Below are 19,239 nucleotides of genomic sequence, written 5' to 3' on the forward strand. Positions count from 1 at the left end.
CTTCATCGGTACTCCGCCAGCCGTCGGCCGATCCCGGCCAGCACGCCCGCGGCGGCCAGCACGGCGAGCACGCCCGCCGCCACCACGACCAGGCCGGTCGCGTCCCGGCCGCTCTTCGCCGCGCTCAGGAAGTCGGCCTTCTCGACGTCCGCCGCCTGCGCCAGCTTCGCGTCCATCGCCTGGTAGGCCTGCTCGGTGGTGTCCGGACCGGAGCCCACGGTGGCGTCCAGCGCGGACTGGTAGTCGCCGCCGTCGTTCTTGGCCGAGGCCGCGTCGTGCCGCTGCTTCCAGGTGAAGAACTCGGCGCGGGCGTCGGCCACGTCCTGGCCGGCCCCGCCCGGTGCGAGCCGCTGGGCCACGCCGAGCTGTCCGGCGGAGGTCGTGGTGGCCAGCAGGTTGCTGGACTTGGTCCACTGGTCGGCATACGCGGTGGTGGAGCCGCGGGCGACCAGGTTGAGGTTCTCCGCGGTACGGGCCTGCAACGCGTCGATCCGCGCGCTGTCGAGCGCCTGGAGCGGGCCGGCGCCGGTGGCGCGGCTGCGGGACAGCGCGGAGTCGGCCGCCGTGACCCCGGCCGTCAGCCAGACCAGGGTGGCGACCACGGCCGCCGTGGTCCCGAGCAGGCCCAGGTTGAACACCCGGTTGGTCCGGCGGAACAGCACCACCTGGAACCAGAGCAGCGTCAGCGCCACCAGCGCGCCGAGCACGTAGGCGGCCCAGGGCGCGCTCTGCGCGTCGCCGTAGTCCCGGTCGACCCGGGCGGTCTCGTAGTCGGAGAGCTTCTGCGCGATCGGCAGCAGGGTGTTCTGCATCTGGTCGGAGGCGTACCGCAGGTAGGCCGCGCCGAGCGGCAGGCCCTGCCGATCGTTGGCCCGCGCGGTCTCCACCAGGCCTGCGTAGACCGGCAGTTGCTGGTTGAGCTGGCTGACCCAGGACTGAGCGTCGGTGGAGTCGCCGGCGTGCGCGGCGGCCTGCGTGAGCAGCTGGGAGGCGTTGGCCAGGTCGCCCTGGTAGCGCTGGCGGACGGCCGCGGGCTCGTTGCCGGCCAGCAGGAACCCGGACGCCGCGGTGGTGTCCGCGTCGGCCAGCGAACGGTAGATCTCGGCGGCGTTCTGGCTCAGCGGCTGGCTGCTCGACAGCACCTGGTCGGCCGCCTGGTTGCGCGTCGTCACCTGCCAGCCCGTCAGTGCCCCGAAGGCCAGCACCAGTACGACGAGTGCCAGCGCGGAGAGCCGCAGCCGCCCGGGCGCGGTGCTGGCCGCCCGGCGAAGCCGTTCCGTCCAGCGCGCCCGGCGCCGCGGCGGCGCGGGCGGCATCGGCGGCAGCGTCGCTGCGCCGGCCGGTCCCGGAGGCCGAGCCCCCGTCATCTGTGGTGTCGCCACCTGCCCCACCCTCCCCTGGGGCCGCCCGACAATCGGGTACCGGCCCGTTGCCAGCAGTATGGCCACCCACTCCGACTGCCACACGTGACTTGCGTCGGACTTGAGCTTCGTCGCCCGTCGTCCCCCGCGCCCGCGCGGTACAGGCCCGGGCGCGAGGGGCACCCTATGCCGTGCGGATTGCCGGCCGCCGCGCGGGTGCCCCGCCGCCCGTGATCGACTCCGAGTCGGCCATCATGGCTCCATGCCCGGGAGACCGTCGCGCCCGGGCGGAGCATGGAGCGCGAACGATGCAGACCACAGACCTGGCCACCGGAGTCCTGGCGACCGGCTACCACGGCCCGCCGCCCTGGCAGTGGGCCGACCTCGTCACCTCCTGGCAGGCCGAGCCGGTCGTGCTGGCCCTCGCCGTGCTGCTCGGCAGCGGCTACCTGCTCGGCGTGCGGACCCTGGCCCGGGCCGGACAGCCCTGGCAGCCCACCCGCACCGCCGCCTTCCTCGGCGGGCTGGTCCTGTGGATCTGGGTCACCTGCTCCGGGCTCGGCGTCTACGAGCGGATCCTGTTCACCGACCGCGCCGTGCAGGTCGTCCTGCTGCTGATGGTCGTCCCGCTGCTGCTCGCACTCGGCGCCCCGGTCTCGCTGCTGGTGGAGACCGCCCCGCCGGCCCGCCGCGAGCGCATCCTGCGGGCGCTGCGCAGCGGTCCGTCCAAGCTGCTGATGTTCCCCGCCATCTCGACCGCGCTGCTGATGGCACCGCCGTGGTTGCTCTACTTCACCCCCTGGTACGAGAAGACCCTCACCAGCGGCGCCTGGAACATCGGCCTGCACCTGTCGCTGGTCGCGCTCGGCCTGGCCTACTTCTGGCCGCGGCTGCAGATCGACCCGGTCGGTCACGAGTACCCGCACCTGGTCGGACTCTTCATCACCTTCGCCGAGGTGATCTTCGACGCCGGCCTGGGCATCGTGCTGATCTACGGCGGCCACCTGGTCGGCGGCCACTACTACACCGAGCTCGCCCGGCCCTGGGGACCGAGCATCGCGCAGGACCAGACCTGGGGCGGCAACTCCCTGTGGGTGCTCGGCGACCTGGTCGGCCTGCCGTTCGTCTGGGCGCTGGTCCGGCGGATGATGGTGCAGGGCAAGGAGGAGACCGCCGCGGTCGACGCCGAGCTGGACGCCCGGTTCGAGGCCGCCGCCGAGGCCGCGGCCGTCGGGGGAACGGCCCCCGAGGACGAGCAGGGCATGCGGCCCTGGTGGCTGGACGACCCCAACCTCCGGCACCGCTACGGCGCCGAGGGATGATCGCTCTACCATGGCCACCATGCAGCTGAACGGAACCGTGAGCCCCGACCGCCCGCTCCTCGTCCTGGCCGTGGCCGAGGAGGCCGCCCACCTGGAGACGGACCTCCCGGTGCTGCTCACCGGCATGGGCAAGGTCAACGCGAGCACGGCGCTGGCGACGGTCCTCGCGCGCGGTCCGCTGCCGTCCGAGGTGATCAACCTGGGCACCGCCGGCGCGCTGCGCCCCGGTCTGCAGGGCCACGTCCACGAGATCGGCACCGTTCTCCAGCACGACCTGGACGCCGCGCTGCTGCGCACCCTCACCGGCCACCTCTCCGGCGGACCGCTCACCCTCGCCGCCAAGGGGGTCACGCTGGCCACCGGCGACGTCTTCGTCTCCGACCCCGCCGCCCGCGACCGGCTCGCCGAGCTGGCGGACCTGGTCGACATGGAGGGCTACGCCCTCGCCAGCGTCGCCCAGCGCGCGGACGTCCCGGTCCGGCTGGTCAAGCACGTCAGCGACGAGGCCGGCGAGGGCGCGGCCCGCGCCTGGCGCGAAGCGGTGGACGACTGCGCCAAGGTGCTGGCCGGCTGGGTCCGCGACCACGTCTGAGGCGTCTGCTGCGAGGCGCTTCAGCCGTTTATTCGGGGAGGCTGCCGGTTTATTCGGGGAGGCTGCCGGTGGTCCTGCCGCACACTGTCCGTCATGCACACCACGTCTGAGGTCTCGCCCGAGGCCGTCCCCGAGGAGCCACCGCGGCGGCAGATCCGTGCGCTCCACACCGCCGACACGGTGACCGTCTACCAGGCCTACCGGCCCGAGATCGGCGACCACGCCGCGCGGCACGGGCGCTTCCCGGAGAGCTGGAGCCGGTCGCGGATGACCTGGATCAAGCCGAGCTTCCTGTGGATGATGTACCGCAGCGGCTGGGGCACCAAGCCCGGGCAGGAGCGCGTACTCGCGCTGGAGATCAGCCGGGACGGCTTCGAACAGGCGCTCGCGCAGGCCTGCCTGTCGCACTACGACCGCTCGGTGCACGCCGACCGCGCCCAGTGGGCGGCCCGGCTGCGCGAGTCGCCGGTGCGGGTGCAGTGGGACCCGGAACGGGACCTCGACCTGCGCCCGCTGCCGCACCGCTCGCTCCAGCTCGGCCTCAGCGGGCGCGCGACCAGGGCGTACGCCGACCACTGGCTGCTCGCCGTCCGCGACGTCACGCCGCTGGCCCACCAGGTGCACGAGCTGGTCCGCGCGGGTGCGCGGGAGGCCGCGGCGGCGCTGCTGCCGCGCGAGACGCCGTATCCGATCGGGGCGCAGGTCGGGGCGTAGGTGTCGGGGCGCAGGTCGGGGCGTAGGTGTCGGGGCGCAGGTCGGCGTGGAGGCGGCTTGTAGGGCGGGTTGTCGCGCGGGAGCGTCCGGCAGGTTCGTCTACGGTGGGGTAGACCCGTCCTTCGGGAAGGAGCGCCGCCCCGTGCAGTCGGTCAGCAACTGGATCCTCGGGCTCTCCGGGCCGCTGGTGTACGCGGTGGTGGGGCTGCTGATCTTTGCTGAGGACGCGCTCTTCGTCGGCTTCGTCCTGCCGGGTGAGACGGCCCTGCTGATCGCCGGGACCATCGCCGCCGCGCACCGCGGGGTGAACCTCCTGGTCCTGATGGTGGTCGTGGTGGCGGCGGCGATCCTGGGCGACGCGGTCGGCTACTGGCTCGGCCGGCGCTTCGGCCCGCCGCTGCTGCGCACCAGGACCGCGGTCAGGCACCAGCAGAAGATCGAGCGGGCCCGCGGCTTCATCCACACGAGGGGTGCGGCGGCGGTCTTCTTCGGACGGTTCTTCACGCTGTTCCGCGCCCTCGTACCGACCATGTCCGGCATCTCCCGGATGCCGTACGGCAGGTTCTCGTTCTTCAACATCGCCGGCGGCACACTGTGGGGCGTCGGCTACTGCCTGCTCGGGTACCTGCTCGGCGCGGCGTACAAGAGGGTGGAGAACGTGGTGGGCACGGTGGTGACCGTGCTGATCGGCCTCTTCGTGGTCGGGACGCTCGCGCTCTGGCTGATCAGCCGCCGCCGCAACCGCGCCGAGGCGGAGGCGGAGGCAGCGGCGAAGGCGGAGGCTCGTCGCGCCGCCGACCCCGCGGACTCCGACACCGACTGATCCAGCCTGACCCCGGCTGACCCCGGCTGACCCCGGCTCCGACCGGCTCGCTCCTCGCTGGTTCCCGGTGCCGCCGAGCGTCGGTAGCCTGGAGTCATCGGTCTGACGGGGGAGGTACGGCAATGGGTGACTGGCTGTGGTCTGCGGTGATCCCGCTGCTCATCGGCGGCAACTGGATCGTCCACAACGTCCGGGACGCGCTGAAGCACCGTCACCAGCGCAAGCTGGAACTGCTCCAGGCCGACGAGCGCCAGCGCCTCGCCCTGGAGGCGGCCCACCGCCCGCCGGAGCCGGTCTGCGGCTGCACCCACCACCTGGCCAAGCACGACAAGCAGGGCAAGTGCCACGAGGTCGTCGAGGCCCCCACGGCCTGGGACGCCGAGCGCAAGCCACTCCGGTACGAACCCCGCCCGTGCAACTGCCAGCAGTACATCGGCCCCGAGCCCCTCGGCACGGTCTTCGCGGCCGAACTCACCGACCTGCGCTAAGCCACTGACACCCGGCCCGCCGCCCCGGACAGGAACCGGCGAGTGGTGGCGCCGGCGGTGGTGACGGCGGTGGCGGTGTCATCGCGGACACCGGCGACGACATCTTCTTCGAGGAATGGCCGGAGGGACTCGTACCGGCGGCCCCGGTGGCGGTCTTCAGCCTCGACCACCCGGATCCCGCAGCCGTCGTGCGGGTGGTCTCGACGCTGTCGCGATGGTCCCCCGCTCTCGTGGACAGCAACTTCGGACACGTCGGTCCGGCGTCGGCGTTGACTGTCGGCCACCTTCGCGCCCCGGCCTCCCGCCTGCTGGATCTTTGACGGTGGGGACGGCGGCGGTCATGCTGCTGCCGTGACCGAACGAGGAACCGGCGAGGCGGCCGAGGGGACCGAGGGCCTGCGGGCGTTGGCCCATCCGCTGCGGCTGCGGCTGTTGTCGCTGCTGACCCGGCACGCGATGAGCGCGGCCGAGGCGGCGCGGGAGGTGGGGGAGACCCAGGCGAACGTCAGCTACCACCTGCGCCGGCTGCACGCGGCCGGGCTGTTGGAGGTGGTGGAGGAGGTGTCGGTCCGGGGCGGGCGGGCCAAGCGCTACCGCCACGACCCCGAGAGCGGGGAGCGGGTCGGGGCCACCTCGCGGGCTGAGCACCAGCTGCTCGCCGCAGCCCTGGCCGAGGAACTGCGGCGCCGGACGGCCGAGCGGGTAGTCGGCGCCCCCGACGCACTGACCGACGCCGAGCTCTGGGTCACTCCGGATGCCTGGGCCCAAGCCCTTGCCATGGCCCGGGAGTTGGGCTGTCTGCTGCACGATGCGGCCAGGCCTCCGCACGAGCTGGGCGCCGTGCGGGTGGCGGCGACGGTGGTGCTGTTCGAGTTGGACTCGGGGGAAGGACTGTCAGCCGACGGATGACGGATAGCAGCTAACGGCTAACGGCTGACAGATGACGTCATCTGTCAGCCGTTATCTGCTATCCGTCATCCGCCAGTCGAGTTGTGCCAACGAGGTGGCCGGGCCGACCCCCGGCTACCCCCAAATAACTCTTTGACAGTCGCCTCGGGTGCGCACCATCCTGCTGCCATGACCGACCCGCCAACGCTCCCCGCGTTCCCCGCGCTCTCCGCACCCCCCACGCGGACCCCGCTGCCCGTGCGGGCCGTTCTGCGGCATCGCGCGTTTCGCTTCCTCGCCGCCGGGCGCACCTTCACCCTCTTCGGGAACGCCCTCGCGCCCGTGGCGCTGTCCTTCGCCGTGCTGGACCTCACCGGCTCGCTCGGGGATCTCGGGCTGGTGGTCGGGATGCGATCGCTGGCCAATGTGGCGGCGCTGCTCTTCGGCGGGGTGCTCGCCGACCGGGTCCGCCGGGCGCTGATCCTGCAGGGGTCGGCGCTCGGGTCGGCCGTGGTGCAGGGGGTGCTCGCGCTGAGCGTCCTGCTCGGCTTCGCCTCGCTGCCGCTGCTTCTCGTGCTGAGCCTGTGCAACGGCGTGCTCGCCGCCCTCTCGCTGCCCGCGGCGGCAGCGCTGACCCCGCAGACGGTGCCGGCCGACGAGTTGCGGCCGGCCAACGCGCTGGCCCGGATGGGCATGAACATCGGCGTGATCGCCGGGAGTTCGCTCGGCGGCCTGCTGGCCTCGACGGCCGGTCCGGGGTGGGCGCTGGCTGTCGACGCGGCGTCCTTCCTGGCCGGCTCCTGCTGCTACCTCGCCGTCCGGGGCGCCGTCCCCGCAGCCACCCCCGCCCCTGCCCCCGCCCCTACCCCCGCCCCTGCCCCCGCCCCTGCCCGCCCCTGCCCCCCTGCCCCGCCCTACCCCCCTACCCGCCGACGCCCCCGCCCCCGCCCTCGCGAAGCCCGACTGAGCGCCGAACTGCGCTCCGGATGGCGGGAGTTCACTTCCCGCAGCTGGGTCTGGGTGGTGGTCCTGCAGTTCATGGTGGTCAACGCGGCAGTGGCCGGCGGCCTCCTGGTGATCGGCCCGGGCATCGCCGACGCCACCATCGGCCGGACCGCCTGGGGGTTCGCGCTGGCCGCGCAGATGGCCGGCGCGCTGGCGGCCGGCGGCCTGGTGGCGCGGCTGCGGGTGCGCCGGGCGCTGCTGCTCGGCGTGGCCGCGGTGGCGTTCGAGGCGCTACCGCTGCTGGTCCTGGCGCAGCGGCCGGGGGTGGCGGTGCTCGCCGCGGCGCTGTTCGTCTGCGGTTTCGCGCTGGAGTGGTTCGCGGTGGCCTGGGACCTCTCGCTCCAGGAGAACGTCCCGGCGGACCGGCTGGCCCGGGTGTACTCCTTCGACGCGCTCGGCTCGTTCCTCGCGATGCCACTCGGCGAGATGACGGCCGGCCCGTTGGCGGACCGGTTCGGCGCCCGTGCCACGCTGCTGGTCGGGGCGCTCCTGGTGCTGGTGGTGACGGCAGCGGCGGCGGGCACCCGAGGCGTGCGGACCCTGGTCGTCACCGGCGCCCCCGCGCCCCCGCTCACCGGCGCCCCCGCGCCCCCGCTCACCCGCCAACCCCGGCAGGCATCGATCGTGCATACGCCCCAAGCACCCGCACGTCGAACTGAAGGTGAGGGGGAGATGAGTCTTTCCTAAACAAATGTCCGATTGGTCGTTGTTGCAACGCCCTGCCCCCTACGCTCCGTTGGTAGGCCTGGGGCGGGTGGAACCGGTGGTACGTGAACGACATCTCTGCCACCGGGCCCATCCGCCCCGCCGCGTGGCGGACCTTCGTCCGCCGCGCCGCGCCGCCCCGAACAGCACCCGGCGAGAGCAAGGTTGATGACAGCAGTGGAACAGCAGGCGGCCCACCAGTACGCCCCCGGCGCGCAGACCGTTGGAGCGGGGGGCGGCGCGGTGTGGCCGGTCGCACCCGCCCGTCCGGTGCGGACGCTGGTCGACGTCCTGGAGGCGGCCGCCCGTTTCCGCCCCGAGGCCGCGGCGCTCGACGCCGACGGCGTGCTGCTCGACTACCGCGAGCTGCTGTCCGAGGCCGACCGGCTGGCCGGGCGACTGGCCGCCGCCGGGATCGGACGCGGTGACCGGGTCGGCGTCCGGGTCCCCTCCGGTACCGCCGCGCTCTACCTCGCCATCCTGGCCGTCCTGCGGGTCGGCGCCGCGTACGTGCCGGTGGACGCGGACGACCCGGACGAGCGGGCCGAGTTGATCTGGTCCGACGCCGCGGTCTGCGCGGTGATCGGCGCCGGCCTCGCCCTGACGCCCAGCGCGTCCGTCCGTCCCGGCGGCCGCCCGGGCCGCCCGACGCCCGACGACGACGCCTGGATCATCTTCACCTCCGGTACCACCGGCCGCCCCAAGGGCGTCGCGGTCACCCACCGTTCGGCGGCCGCCTTCGTGGACGCCGAGGCCGGGCTCTTCCTGCGCCACCGCCCGCTGGGCCCGGGCGACCGGGTGCTGGCCGGCCTGTCGGTGGCCTTCGACGCCTCCTGCGAGGAGATCTGGCTCGCCTGGCGGCACTCCGCCTGCCTGGTGCCCGCGCCGCGCTCGCTGGTCCGGGCCGGCACCGACCTCGGGCCCTGGCTGGTGGAACGCGGGATCACCGCGGTCTCCACCGTGCCGACCCTGGTCGCGCTCTGGCCGGTCGAGTGCCTGGACCGGGTCCGGCTGCTGATCCTCGGCGGCGAGGCCTGCCCCGCCGAGCTGGTCGACCGACTGGCTGCCCCGCACCGCGAACTGTGGAACACCTACGGCCCCACCGAGACCACCGTGGTGGCCTGCGCCGCGCTGCTGACGCCGGGGCAGCCGGTGCGGATCGGCGCGCCGCTGGACGGCTGGGAGATCGCCGTCGTCGACAGCGAGGGCAAGCCGGTCTCCTGGTACGAGACCGGCGAGTTGCTGATCGGCGGCGTCGGCGCCGCCCGCTACCTGGACCCGGCCAAGGACGCCGAGAAGTTCCGTCCGCACCCCTGGTTGTACGGTCCCCGGGTCTACCGCAGCGGCGACCTGGTGCAGGCCGACCCGGCGGGCCTGGTCTTCGTCGGCCGCGCCGACGAGCAGGTCAAGCTGGCCGGCCGCCGGGTCGAACTCGGCGAGATCGACGCCGCGTTGCAGGCGCTGCCCGGGGTCCGGGCCGCCGCCGCGGCCGTCCGCAGAACCGCGGCCGGCGGTGAACTGCTGGTCGGCTACCTCGTGCCCGAGCGCGCGGACACCCCCTTCGACACCGCCGCCGCGCGCGCCCTGCTGCTGGGGCGGTTGCCGCAGTCACTGGTGCCGGTGCTCGCCCTGGTCGACGACCTGCCGACCAAGACCTCCGGCAAGGTGGACCGCAACGCGCTGCCTTGGCCGCTCGCGGTGGCCGAACCCGCCGCCGACGGCACGCTGTCGGGCACGGCCGTCCAGCTGGCCGCCACCTGGCGCGAGCTGCTCGGGCTGCCGGTGAGCGCGAACAGCGACTTCTTCACGCTCGGTGGCACCAGCCTGGCCGCCGCGAAGCTGGTCTCGGTGCTGCGCGAGCACCACCCCGGCGTCTCGGTCACCGACGTGTACGGCCACCCCGGTCTGCTCGACCTGGCCGCCCGGCTGGACGAGCTGCGACCCGCGACCGCCGACGCGGCACCGGCGCTGCCCCCGCGCACCGTACGCCCGACGCCCCGCCGGGCCGGGCTGGTCCAACTTCTGGTGCTCACCGCGAGTTTCACCGTCAGCGGCCTGCGCTGGGTGCTCGCGCTGGCCGCCGTGGACAACCTGACCGGCCGCCTGCCCTGGGCGCCGCACGCGCCCTGGTGGATCATCGTCGCGGGCTGGCTGCTGCTCTCCAGCGCGGTCGGCCGCCTCGTCCTCGGCAGCACCGCGGCCCGGCTGCTGACCCTCGGTCTGCGCCCCGGCAGCTACCCGCGCGGTGGCGCGGTGCACCTGCGCCTGTGGACGGCCGAACGGGCCGTCGCCCTGTTCAACCTGGCCGCGCTGCTCGGCACGCCCTGGGGCCGGCACTACGCCCGGGCGCTCGGCTGCCGGGTCGGCCGCGACGCCGACCTGCACGCGATGCCCCCGGTCACCGGCCTGGGCCGGTTCGGCGCCGGCTGCTCGGTGGAGCCGGAGGCGGACCTGGCGGGCTGGTGGCTGGACGGCGACGTCCTGCACCTGGGTCGCGTCGAGGTCGGCGACGGCGCACGGGTCGGCACCCGCGCCATGCTGATGCCCGGCGCCCGGGTGGGTGCGGGCGCCGACGTCGCCGCCGGTGCCTGCGTGCTCGGCGAGGTGCCGGCCGGCGAGAGCTGGCACGGCTCGCCCGCCCGCCGCGTCGACGGGGCGCACCCGGCCACGCAGTGGCCAGCTCCCGAGCACCGCCGCTCCCGCCGCTGGAACCTCGCCTACGCGGGCGCCCTGCCGCTGCTGAGCCTGTTGCCGCTGATCGCGGCGCTGCCGTCGATCGCGATCGTCTTCTCCCTGGTCGGCGCGGACCGCTCGCTGCGCGCCGTGCTGGTCCAGTTGCTGCTGGTCTCCCCGCTGCTCGCGCTGCTCTCGATGACCTGTTACGCGGGTCTGGTGGTGGTGCTGGTCCGGTTGCTGAGCGCTCCGATCCGGCCCGGCCTGCACCCCGCGCACGGCAAGGTGGCCTGGTGCACCTGGGCGGTCAGCCGCCTGATGAACACGGCGCGCGGCTCGCTCTTCCCGCTCTATGCGAGCCTCTTCACGCCGGTCTGGCTGAGGCTGCTCGGCGCGCGGGTCGGCCGCCGGGTGGAGTCCTCCACGGTGCTCACGCTGCCCGGGCTGATGACCGTGGACGACGGCGCCTTCCTCGCCGACGACACGCTGGTCGCGCCCTTCGAGGTGCGTGGCGGCTGGCTGCGGCTGGGCGAGGCACGGATCGGCCGGCGAGCCTTCGTGGGCAACTCCGGCATCGTCGGACCGGGCCGTGAGCTGCCGGACGACGCGCTGGTCGGGGTGCTCTCCGACGCTCCCGAGCGGGCCGAGCCGGGCTCGTCCTGGCTGGGCCGGCCGGGCCTGCCGCTGCCCCGGACCGCCGAGGCCGGCGACCTCGCCCGCACCTACGCGCCCGCCCGCCGGCTGGTGCTGGCCAGGGCGGCCGTGGAGCTCTGTCGGCTGCTGCCGGTGATCCTCACCGTCGTCCTCGGCGACCTGGCCGTGGTCGGCATCCAGCAGCTGGTGGACTCCGGCGGGCTGGCGGCCGGCGCCGCGTTCGGCGGGCTGGTCCTGATCGGCGCGGGCGTTGCCGCCTGCCTGCTCTCGACGGCGGCGAAGTGGCTGCTGGTCGGACGCTTCCGGGGCGGCGAGCACCCGCTCTGGTCCGGCTTCGTGTGGCGCAACGAGCTGCACGACACCTTCGTGGAGGAGCTCGCGATGCCGTGGCTGGGCCGGACGCTGATCGGGACGCCGTTCCTGACCATCTGGCTGCGCTCGCTCGGCGCGCGGATCGGGCGCGGCGTCTGGTGCGAGACGCACTGGCTGCCGGAGACCGACCTGATCCGGATCGAGGACGGCGCGAGCATCAACCGGGGCTGTGTGGTGCAGACCCACCTCTTCCACGACCGGGTGATGCGGCTGGACGAGGTCCGGGTCGGCGCGGGCGCCACGCTCGGCCCGCACACGATCGTGCTGCCCGGCTCGCGGGTCGGCGACGGCACGTCGGTGGGGGCGTCCTCGCTGGTCATGCGCGGCGAGGAGGTCCCGGCCGACAGCCGGTGGACGGGCAACCCGGTGGCCGCCTGGCCGTCCGAGCAGGCGGCCGCGCACCTGCCGGGGCAGCCGCACCCGGTCATCGGCGCGCAGCGCCGCCCGACGGCCGGACGGCACCGGGCGGCGGCTCCCACCCGCCGCCCGGCACCCGCCCGACCGCGCGAACGGGCCGCCACCAGGTCCTGAACCGCAGCAGGAGCCTAAGCAGCCACCGCCGCCGCCGGAGCCGCGTACGCCTCGCGCAGCCGCCGCTGGGCGTCCGGGCCGCCGCCCTGCTGGGCCTGGGCCAGCCGGTCCAGGCCCAGCAGGGCCGCACCCAGCACCGGCGGCGCGGTGACGATCCGCGGCTCGGCGTACGGGGCGACCGCCCGCAGCCGCGCGGTCAGGTTGTCCAGCAGCAGCGGGTGCCGGGCGGCCAGCACCCCGCCGCCGAGCACCAGCGGCGCCGGCCCGTCCAGCAGCCCGAGACGGGCCAGGGCGACCCGCGCCATCCGTACGATCTCGTCGGCCTGGCGGTCGATCAGCTCCAGTGCGGCGGGGTCGCCGTCCTCCGCGCAGCGGAAGATCACCGGGACGATCTCGTGCAGCCGGGTCGGCGCGAGCTGTCCGAGGTGGACCCCCTCGGCGACCGCCCCGGCGCTGGGCAGGTCGAAGTGCGCGGCGATGGCCGGGGCCAGCGCGGTGCCGGGCCCGCGGCCGTCCTCCGCCCGGTTCGCGTGCCACATCGCCTCGGCGGCCATCCCGGCCCCGCCGCCCCAGTCGCCGGTCAGGTGTCCGAGCGCGGGGAACCGGGCGGTCCGTCCGTCCGGCAGCAGGCCGGCGCAGTTGATCCCGGCCCCGCAGACCACCGCCACCCCGCGCGGGGTGTCGGTGCCGGCCCGCAGCAGGCCGAAGGTGTCGTTCGCCACGGCGCTGCTGCGCCCCCACCCGTGCGCCGCGATGGCGTCCTCCAACAGCCGTTCCTCCAAGGGGAGGTCGGCATTGGCCAGGCAGGCGCTGACATGGTTGGCGAGCACCGCGCCGACCGGCAGGCCGGCCTGCGCCGCGACCGCCGCGACGAGCGGCGCCAGCGTGGCGACGGCCGCCTCCGGGCCGAGCACTTGCGGCGCGAAACCGCCCCCGCGGGCGGTGCCCAGCAGACTGCCGTCGGCACCGATCAGGGCGACGTCGGTCTTGCTGTTCCCGGCGTCGATGGCCAGGACGCCGGGCAGGAGTGGTTCAGGCAGGTGGTGGTCCATCGTTTCCCCGCGCTCGTACGTGACCCCGGCCGTCCCGACCGGGGCTGTGACAGGACCTGAGGCCGGCCGTCAGGCCCAGCTCAGGTGCTCGCGGTTGTGGGCGAGCAGGCGGTCGGTCAACTGGTCGGCCAGTTCGAGCTGGCCGACCAGCGGGTGGGCGAGCAGGGCGTCGAAGACCCGGTCGCGGCCGCCCTTGAGGGCTGCCTCCAGAGCGAGTTGCTCGTACGCGGTGACGCCGGCGATCAGGCCCGCGTAGAGCGGCTCGACCGGGCGCTGCGGCAGCGGGCGCACGCCGTCCGCGTCCACCTCGGCCGGTACCTCGATCACCGCGTCGTCGGGGAGGAAGGGCAGCACGCCGTCGTTGCGGGTGTTGACCACCTGCACGCTGGTGCCGCCGTCGGTGCCGAGCAGCGAGGCGATCAGGTTGACCGCGGCCTCCGAGTAGAAGGCTCCGCCGCGCTTGGCGAGCAGTTCCGGTTTGGTGTCCAGGGTCGGGTCCGCGTACAGCTCCAGGAGCTGCTTCTCGATCGCGCTGACCTCGGCCGCGCGCGAGCCCTTGACCTTCAACTCCTCGACCACCAGGTCGTGCTGGTAGAAGTAGCGGAGGTAGTAGGAGGGCACCACGCCGAGCCGCCGGATCACCGGCAGCGGCAGGTGCAGGTCCTCGGAGATCTCCTGGCCGAAGCCGGCCAGCAGCTCCGGCAGTACCTCGCGCCCGGTGCTCGCGCCCGGGGCGTCCAGCAGGGTGACCCCGCGCTCCCAGGTCAGGTGGTTCAGGCCGACATGGTCGAGCTGGATCAACTCCGGTGCGACGCCCAGGTGCCGGGCGAACTTCCGCTGGAACCCGATGGCCACGTTGCACAGTCCGACGGCCTTGTGACCGGCGCTCTGCAGGGCCCGGGTGACGATGCCGACCGGGTTGGTGAAGTCGACGATCCAGGCGTCCGGGTTGGCCCGGCGGACCCGCTCGGCGATGTCCAGAACGACCGGTACGGTGCGCAGCGCCTTGGCCAACCCGCCCGCGCCGGTGGTCTCCTGGCCCACGCAGCCGCACTCCAGCGGCCAGGTCTCGTCCCGGTTGCGCGCCGCCTGCCCGCCGACCCGCAGTTGGAGCAGGACGGCGTGCGCGCCCTGGACGCCGGCGTCCACGTCGGTGGTGGTGCTGACCTTGGCCGGGTGGCCCTGCTTGGCGAAGATCCGCCGCGCCAACGCGCCGATCAGCTCCAGGCGTTCGGCGGCCGGGTCGATCAGGACGAGTTCGGCGATCGGCAGGGAGTCGCGCAACCGCGCGAATCCGTCGATGAGTTCGGGCGTGTACGTCGAACCGCCGCCGACAATGGAGAGTTTGAGAGACATCAGCCCTTGACCCCTGTCAGTGTCACGCCTTCGATGAAGGCTTTTTGTGCGAAGAAGAACAGAACGATGACGGGTGCCATGACGAGGAGGGTTGCTGCCATGGTGAGATTCCAGTTGGTGTGGTGCGCGCTTTTGAAGGATTCCAGGCCGTAGGAGAGCGTCCAGGCCCCGGGATTCTCGCTGGAGTAGATCTGCGGCCCGAAGTAGTCGTTCCAGCAGTAGAAGAACTGGAAGAGCGCGACCGCCGCGACGGCCGGTTTGGCCATCGGCAGGATCACTCGGAGCAGGGTTCGCACTTCCCCGCAGCCGTCGATCCGGGCCGCCTCCACGTACTCCTTGGGAATCGTCAGGAGGAACTGCCGCAGCAGGAAGATGGTGAAGGCGTCTCCGAAGGCCATCGGAATGATCAACGGCCAGAGCGTACCAGTGAGATGCAGCTGCTTTGCCCAGAAGAGGTACATCGGAATGACCGTCACCTGCGGCGGCAGCATCATCATCGAGATGACCGCCATCAGTGCCAGATTACGTCCGCGAAAGCGGAATCGGGCGAGTGCGTAGGCGACCGGAACACTGGAGACGACGGTCAGCACGGTGCCCGCGCCCGCGTAGACCAGGGTGTTGCGCCACCAGGTGAGGAACCCCGGAGTCTCCCATGCCTTGGCGTAGTTGCCCCACTCCCAGTGCTGCGGCCAGAAGTCCGAGGTGAGCGCCTGGCGGTCGGTCATCACCGAGGTCAGGAAGACGAAGACGAACGGCAGCAGGAAGAACAGCGCGGCGACCACGGCCACCGAGTGCACGGCGACCCACTGGAGTGCCGCGCGGCGCCGGGCCGGCCGGGCCGCGGCGCTGCGGGCGCCACCGGGTGCGGCCAGGCTGACGGGCGTGCTGAGGACATCGGTCATGGTGGACGCTCCTAGTCCTCGGTCAGGAACCCGGACCTGCGGCGCAGCAGGAGGGAGGTGAAGGCCATCGAGATGGTGAACAGGATCAGCGCGACCACGCAGGCCGAGCCGGTGTCGAAGCGCTGGAAGCCCAGGTTGTAGACCATCTGCGGCAGGGTCCAGGTCGAGCCGTTCGGGTAGCCCGGCTCGAACTGCTCGCCGGAGCCGCCGATGATGCCGCTGGCGACCTGGCCGGCCACGATCGCCTGGGTGTAGTACTGCATGGTCTGGATCACGCCGGTGACCACCGCGAACATCACGATCGGCGAGATGTTGGGGAAGGTCACGTAGCGGAACCGCTGCCAGGGCCCGGCGCCGTCGAGTTCGGCGGCCTCGTACTGCTCGGTCGGCACATCGAGGAGGGCGGCCATGAAGATCACCATCAGGTCGCCGATGCCCCAGACCGCGAGCATCGTCAGGGCCGGCTTCGACCAGCTCGGGTCGTTGAACCACCCCGGTTGCGGCAGGCCCAGCTTGCCGAGGTAGTGGTCGACCGGGCCGGTGCCGGGGTTGAGCAGGAAGGCGAAGGCGATGGTGGCGGCCACCGGCGGTGCCAGGTAGGGCAGGTAGAACGCGGTGCGGAAGAAGCCCAGCCCACTCTTGATCTTCGTGACGAGGAGTCCGATGCCCAGGCCGAAGACGACCCGCAGCGTCACCATCACCACGACCAGCCAGAGCGTGTTGCGCAACCCCTCCCAGAAGAACGGGTAGTCGCTGAAGACGTAGGTCCAGTTCCGCAGCCCGGTGAAGACCGGGGCCCGGAAGCCGTCGTACTTCATGAAGGAGAAGTAGACGGTGGAGAGCAGCGGGTAGACGAAGAAGACGCCGAAGCCGATCAGCCAGGGGGAGAGGAAGCCCAGCGTGCGGGCCCTCTCCCGGCGGCGCTTGCGACGCAGCGCCGGCGGGACGGGCAGAGCGGTGCTGGTCCTACGGAAGCCGGATGCGAGTGCCATGAGCGTGTGTCACCCGCCGCCGTCACTTGGCCTGGTTCACGGCGGCGTCGATCTCCTTGGCGGTGGCCGCGAGACCGGCCGCCAGATCGGTCTGCTTGCCGCTCTCCACGTCGTAGCCGAGGTTCTGCAGGCTCACCTGGTACGCGCCGCCGTTGATACTGGCGGGCGTGGTGGTGGAGTTGGGGTTGCGGGCGATGTCCAGGAACGTCTTGAAGTTCGGATCGGCGTCCAGCTTGGGCGAGTTGAGCGCGGCGATGGTGCTGGGCACGTTGTGGATGGCGTTGGCGAAGCTGACCACCGCGTCGGTGTCGGTGGTCAGGTACTTCACCAGCTGCCAGGCGGCGGCCTGCTTGGTGCTGCCCTGGGCGATCCCGACGATGGTGCCGGTCTGGTAGCCGCGGCCGTAGCTGGAGGCGAGGGCGTCCGGCACCGGGAAGGGCGCGGTGGCCCAGTCGAGCGAGGCCTTGTCGTCGGCGATCGAGGCGGTCCGCCACTCGCCGTCGATGGCCATCGCCACCTGGCCGGTCTCGAACGGGTTCTTGGCGCTGAACTCGTCCCCGAAGGAGGTGCGGAACTTCTCCAGCTTGTCGAAGCCGCCGAGTTGGCCGATCAGGTTCTTCTGCCAGGTCAGCATGGCCGCCACGGACGGGTCGGTGGCGAGGTTCGACTTGCCGTCCGGGCCGAAGTAACCGGCGCCCCACTGGCTGAGGTAGTGCGAGGGTGCGGACTCGTAGCCGTGGTAGTTCGGCATGAAGCCGAGCTGCTGGTAGCCGTCGCCCTTGGCGATGGTGAGCTTGACGGCGTCGGCGTCGAACTCGCTCAGCGTTTTGGGCGGTGCGCTGATGCCGGCGGCGGCGAACGCCGTCTTGTTGTAGTAGAGCCCGTACGCGTCGCCTTCCAGCGGCAGTGAGCACTGGTCGCCCTGGAACTGGCTGTACTTGAGCATCGGCGCGGGGAAGGTGGCGGCCGGGTCGATGCCGTCCTTCTTCAGGAAGGGCGTGAGGTCGGCCCAGACCTTGGAGTCGCAGAACTTGCCGACGTTGTCGGTGGTGAACGAGGAGACCACGTCCGGCGCGTCGGCTCCGCCGGCCCGCAGCGCCTGCTCGCTCTTGTCGTCCGAGATGTTGGCGACCACCTTGACGTGGATGTTCGGGTGCAGCTTCTCGAAGGACGCGATGTTGGCGTTGATCGCGCCGGTCTCGTTGTCCTGGCTCCAGCCGTGCCAGAAGGTGATGGTGACGTCCTTGCCGTTGGCGGAGTCGTCGCCGCTGCCGGTGGAGTCGGTGCCGGTGCAGGCGCCGGCCAGCAGCGCGACGGTGGCGCTCAGGCTCACGGCGGCGGCCAGTCTGCGGGTGCGTCCGGAGGTGCGGGAGCTGGGCACGGAGGGCCTCCTGGGGGTACACCGGGGCAGGCGTCATCGCCTGCCGGCCCGGGTGTGGAATGGGGGAAGGAGAGGGGTGCGGGAGGGGGTGGGGGTCAGCCGGTGGTGAAGGCCGTCTCCCGGGCGGCGGTGAGGGCGCGCTGCAGGGCGCCGTGCAGGACGGGGGAGCCCGGGACGGTGCTGCTGCGCAGCTGCGGGCGCGGTACGGCCAGCCCCGTCAGCTCCTCCTGGACGAGGTCGCGCAGCCGCTCACCCCCGGCGGTGGGGATGCCGCCGGAGAGGACGACCAGTTCGGGGTCGATCACCGCGACGATCGCGGCCAGCCCGGTGGCCAGCCGGTTGGCCAGCACGGCGAGGAACTCGTCGCCCGCGCCGGGGGTCTCCAGCGCCGCGGCGATCGCGTGCTCGGCCGTGGGGCCGGCCAGCCGGTACTGCTTGGCCAGCGCGACCACCGCGTCGGCACCGGCCAGCTCCTGGAAGCCGCCGGAGTTCTCCCGGCGGACGTTGCGGATCAGCGGGGCGCCTGGCACCGGCATGTAGCCGACCTCGCCGGCGCCGCCGGTGAAGCCCCGGTGCAGCTGACCGGCGATCATGATCGCCGCGCCGATGCCCTCCTCGGCCCAGAGCAGCACGAAGTCCTCGCAGCCGCGGGCGCTGCCCAGCACCCGCTCGGCGACGGCGGCGAGGTTCACGTCGTTCTCGATCGAGACCGGCGCACCCAGTGCGGCCTGGAGCTCGGCCGGCAGCCGGGGGGAGTGCCAGCCGGGCAGGTGGGCGGCGTAGCGGAGTTTGCCGGTGGCCGGGTCGAGTGCGCCGGGGGTGCCGATCACGATCTCGCTCAGGCTGCCGGGGGCCAGCCCGGCCCGGCGGACCGTCTCGGCGAGTCCGTCGGCGAGCCGCTGGACGGTGCCGGCGGCCTGTCGGGGCGGGGTGGGGACCAGGTGCTCGGCGAGGGTGCGGCCGGTGATGTCGGCCACCCCGAAGAGCGTGTGGGTGGGCTTGACGTCCAGTCCGGCCACGAATCCGGCGGCCGGATTGACCTGGTACAGCTGGGCGTTGGGGCCGGGGCCACCGGCCGTGGTGCCGACCGGGACCACCAGGTGGGCCGCCTCCAGCCGGGCCAGCAGCTGGGAGGCGGTGGGCTTGGAGAGCCCGGTCAGGGTGCCGATCCTGGTCCGGGAGAGCGGGCCGTGCTCCAGCAGTAGGTCGAGCGCGGCACGGTCGTTGATCGCCCGGAGTCGGCTCGGGGTGCCGGGGCGCGGTGCGGAGGTGGCGGAGGCGGCGGTGGGGCGGGTGGTGTCGGTCACGTGCTGAATCCTCCTCCGTCGGCCGGGATGGTCGCCACGCAGGTGGGATCTGCGGGGCCGGGTGTCGCGACGAGAATTGTTAGTAAAGTTTCCAATCGCTGAGAGGACGGTAGGGCCAGCC

Annotated in this window: 15 protein-coding genes; 8 read left to right on the forward strand and 7 right to left on the reverse strand. The window is 73.1% G+C overall.

Translation table 11 applies throughout. The features are described from left to right. Window positions 1-2: 2 nt before the first annotated feature. Complete coding sequence (locus tag BS80_RS05990) at window positions 3-1,316, reverse strand: hypothetical protein (RefSeq protein ID WP_035794105.1); 1,314 nt, start codon at window positions 1,314-1,316, stop codon at window positions 3-5. 353 nt (window positions 1,317-1,669) lie between these two features. Between BS80_RS05990 and BS80_RS05995 the strand changes: the two genes are divergently transcribed. From BS80_RS05995 to BS80_RS06030, 8 genes are all read left to right on the forward strand, one after another. Then, window positions 1,670-2,683: a cytochrome c oxidase assembly protein gene (locus BS80_RS05995; RefSeq protein ID WP_051966155.1), complete on the forward strand. Its 1,014-nt coding sequence runs from the start codon at window positions 1,670-1,672 to the stop codon at window positions 2,681-2,683. A 19-nt stretch (window positions 2,684-2,702) separates the two neighbouring features. Continuing rightward, a complete protein-coding gene (locus BS80_RS06000; protein WP_232246377.1) occupies window positions 2,703-3,275 on the forward strand; it encodes a nucleosidase in 573 nt (190 codons plus the stop codon). A 93-nt stretch (window positions 3,276-3,368) separates the two neighbouring features. Further along, a complete protein-coding gene (locus tag BS80_RS06005; protein ID WP_035794107.1) occupies window positions 3,369-3,989 on the forward strand; it encodes a DUF4291 domain-containing protein in 621 nt (206 codons plus the stop codon). 142 nt (window positions 3,990-4,131) lie between these two features. Continuing rightward, window positions 4,132-4,812, forward strand: coding sequence for a DedA family protein (locus tag BS80_RS06010; protein WP_063771910.1), 681 nt, complete (start codon window positions 4,132-4,134; stop codon window positions 4,810-4,812). A gap of 122 nt (window positions 4,813-4,934) precedes the next feature. Continuing rightward, window positions 4,935-5,300 carry a hypothetical protein gene (locus BS80_RS06015; protein WP_035794108.1) on the forward strand — a complete coding sequence of 122 codons (366 nt, stop codon included), beginning with the start codon at window positions 4,935-4,937 and terminating at the stop codon, window positions 5,298-5,300. Between the two features lie 351 nt (window positions 5,301-5,651). Beyond that, the gene (locus tag BS80_RS06020; RefSeq protein ID WP_035794109.1) at window positions 5,652-6,209 is read left to right on the forward strand and encodes a helix-turn-helix domain-containing protein; all 558 of its coding nucleotides are present in this window, start codon (window positions 5,652-5,654) and stop codon (window positions 6,207-6,209) included. Between the two features lie 168 nt (window positions 6,210-6,377). Beyond that, entirely contained in the window at window positions 6,378-7,880 is a 1,503-nt protein-coding gene (locus BS80_RS06025; protein ID WP_083974305.1) for an MFS transporter, read from the forward strand. Window positions 7,881-8,066: 186 nt separating this feature from the next. Further along, window positions 8,067-12,128: a Pls/PosA family non-ribosomal peptide synthetase gene (locus BS80_RS06030; protein ID WP_083974307.1), complete on the forward strand. Its 4,062-nt coding sequence runs from the start codon at window positions 8,067-8,069 to the stop codon at window positions 12,126-12,128. A 14-nt stretch (window positions 12,129-12,142) separates the two neighbouring features. Here BS80_RS06030 and BS80_RS06035 read toward each other — a convergent pair whose 3' ends face one another. The 6 genes from BS80_RS06035 to BS80_RS06060 form a co-directional block, all read right to left on the reverse strand. Beyond that, window positions 12,143-13,180 carry an N-acetylglucosamine kinase gene (locus BS80_RS06035; RefSeq protein WP_035794110.1) on the reverse strand — a complete coding sequence of 346 codons (1,038 nt, stop codon included), beginning with the start codon at window positions 13,178-13,180 and terminating at the stop codon, window positions 12,143-12,145. A 69-nt stretch (window positions 13,181-13,249) separates the two neighbouring features. After that, window positions 13,250-14,536: a 6-phospho-beta-glucosidase gene (locus BS80_RS06040; RefSeq protein ID WP_035794111.1), complete on the reverse strand. Its 1,287-nt coding sequence runs from the start codon at window positions 14,534-14,536 to the stop codon at window positions 13,250-13,252. Further along, window positions 14,536-15,438 carry a carbohydrate ABC transporter permease gene (locus tag BS80_RS06045; RefSeq protein ID WP_035794112.1) on the reverse strand — a complete coding sequence of 301 codons (903 nt, stop codon included), beginning with the start codon at window positions 15,436-15,438 and terminating at the stop codon, window positions 14,536-14,538. Before BS80_RS06045 ends, BS80_RS06040 begins: the two co-directional genes overlap by 1 nt. An 11-nt stretch (window positions 15,439-15,449) precedes the next feature. Then, window positions 15,450-16,430, reverse strand: coding sequence for a carbohydrate ABC transporter permease (locus tag BS80_RS06050; RefSeq protein WP_035794113.1), 981 nt, complete (start codon window positions 16,428-16,430; stop codon window positions 15,450-15,452). Window positions 16,431-16,452: 22 nt separating this feature from the next. After that, window positions 16,453-17,811: an ABC transporter substrate-binding protein gene (locus BS80_RS06055; RefSeq protein WP_051966158.1), complete on the reverse strand. Its 1,359-nt coding sequence runs from the start codon at window positions 17,809-17,811 to the stop codon at window positions 16,453-16,455. A gap of 95 nt (window positions 17,812-17,906) precedes the next feature. Then, window positions 17,907-19,118 carry an ROK family transcriptional regulator gene (locus tag BS80_RS06060; RefSeq protein ID WP_035794114.1) on the reverse strand — a complete coding sequence of 404 codons (1,212 nt, stop codon included), beginning with the start codon at window positions 19,116-19,118 and terminating at the stop codon, window positions 17,907-17,909. Window positions 19,119-19,239 lie beyond the last annotated feature (121 nt).

Source organism: Kitasatospora mediocidica KCTC 9733 (assembly GCF_000744225.1).
Taxonomy (GTDB): Bacteria; Actinomycetota; Actinomycetes; order Streptomycetales; family Streptomycetaceae; genus Kitasatospora; species Kitasatospora mediocidica.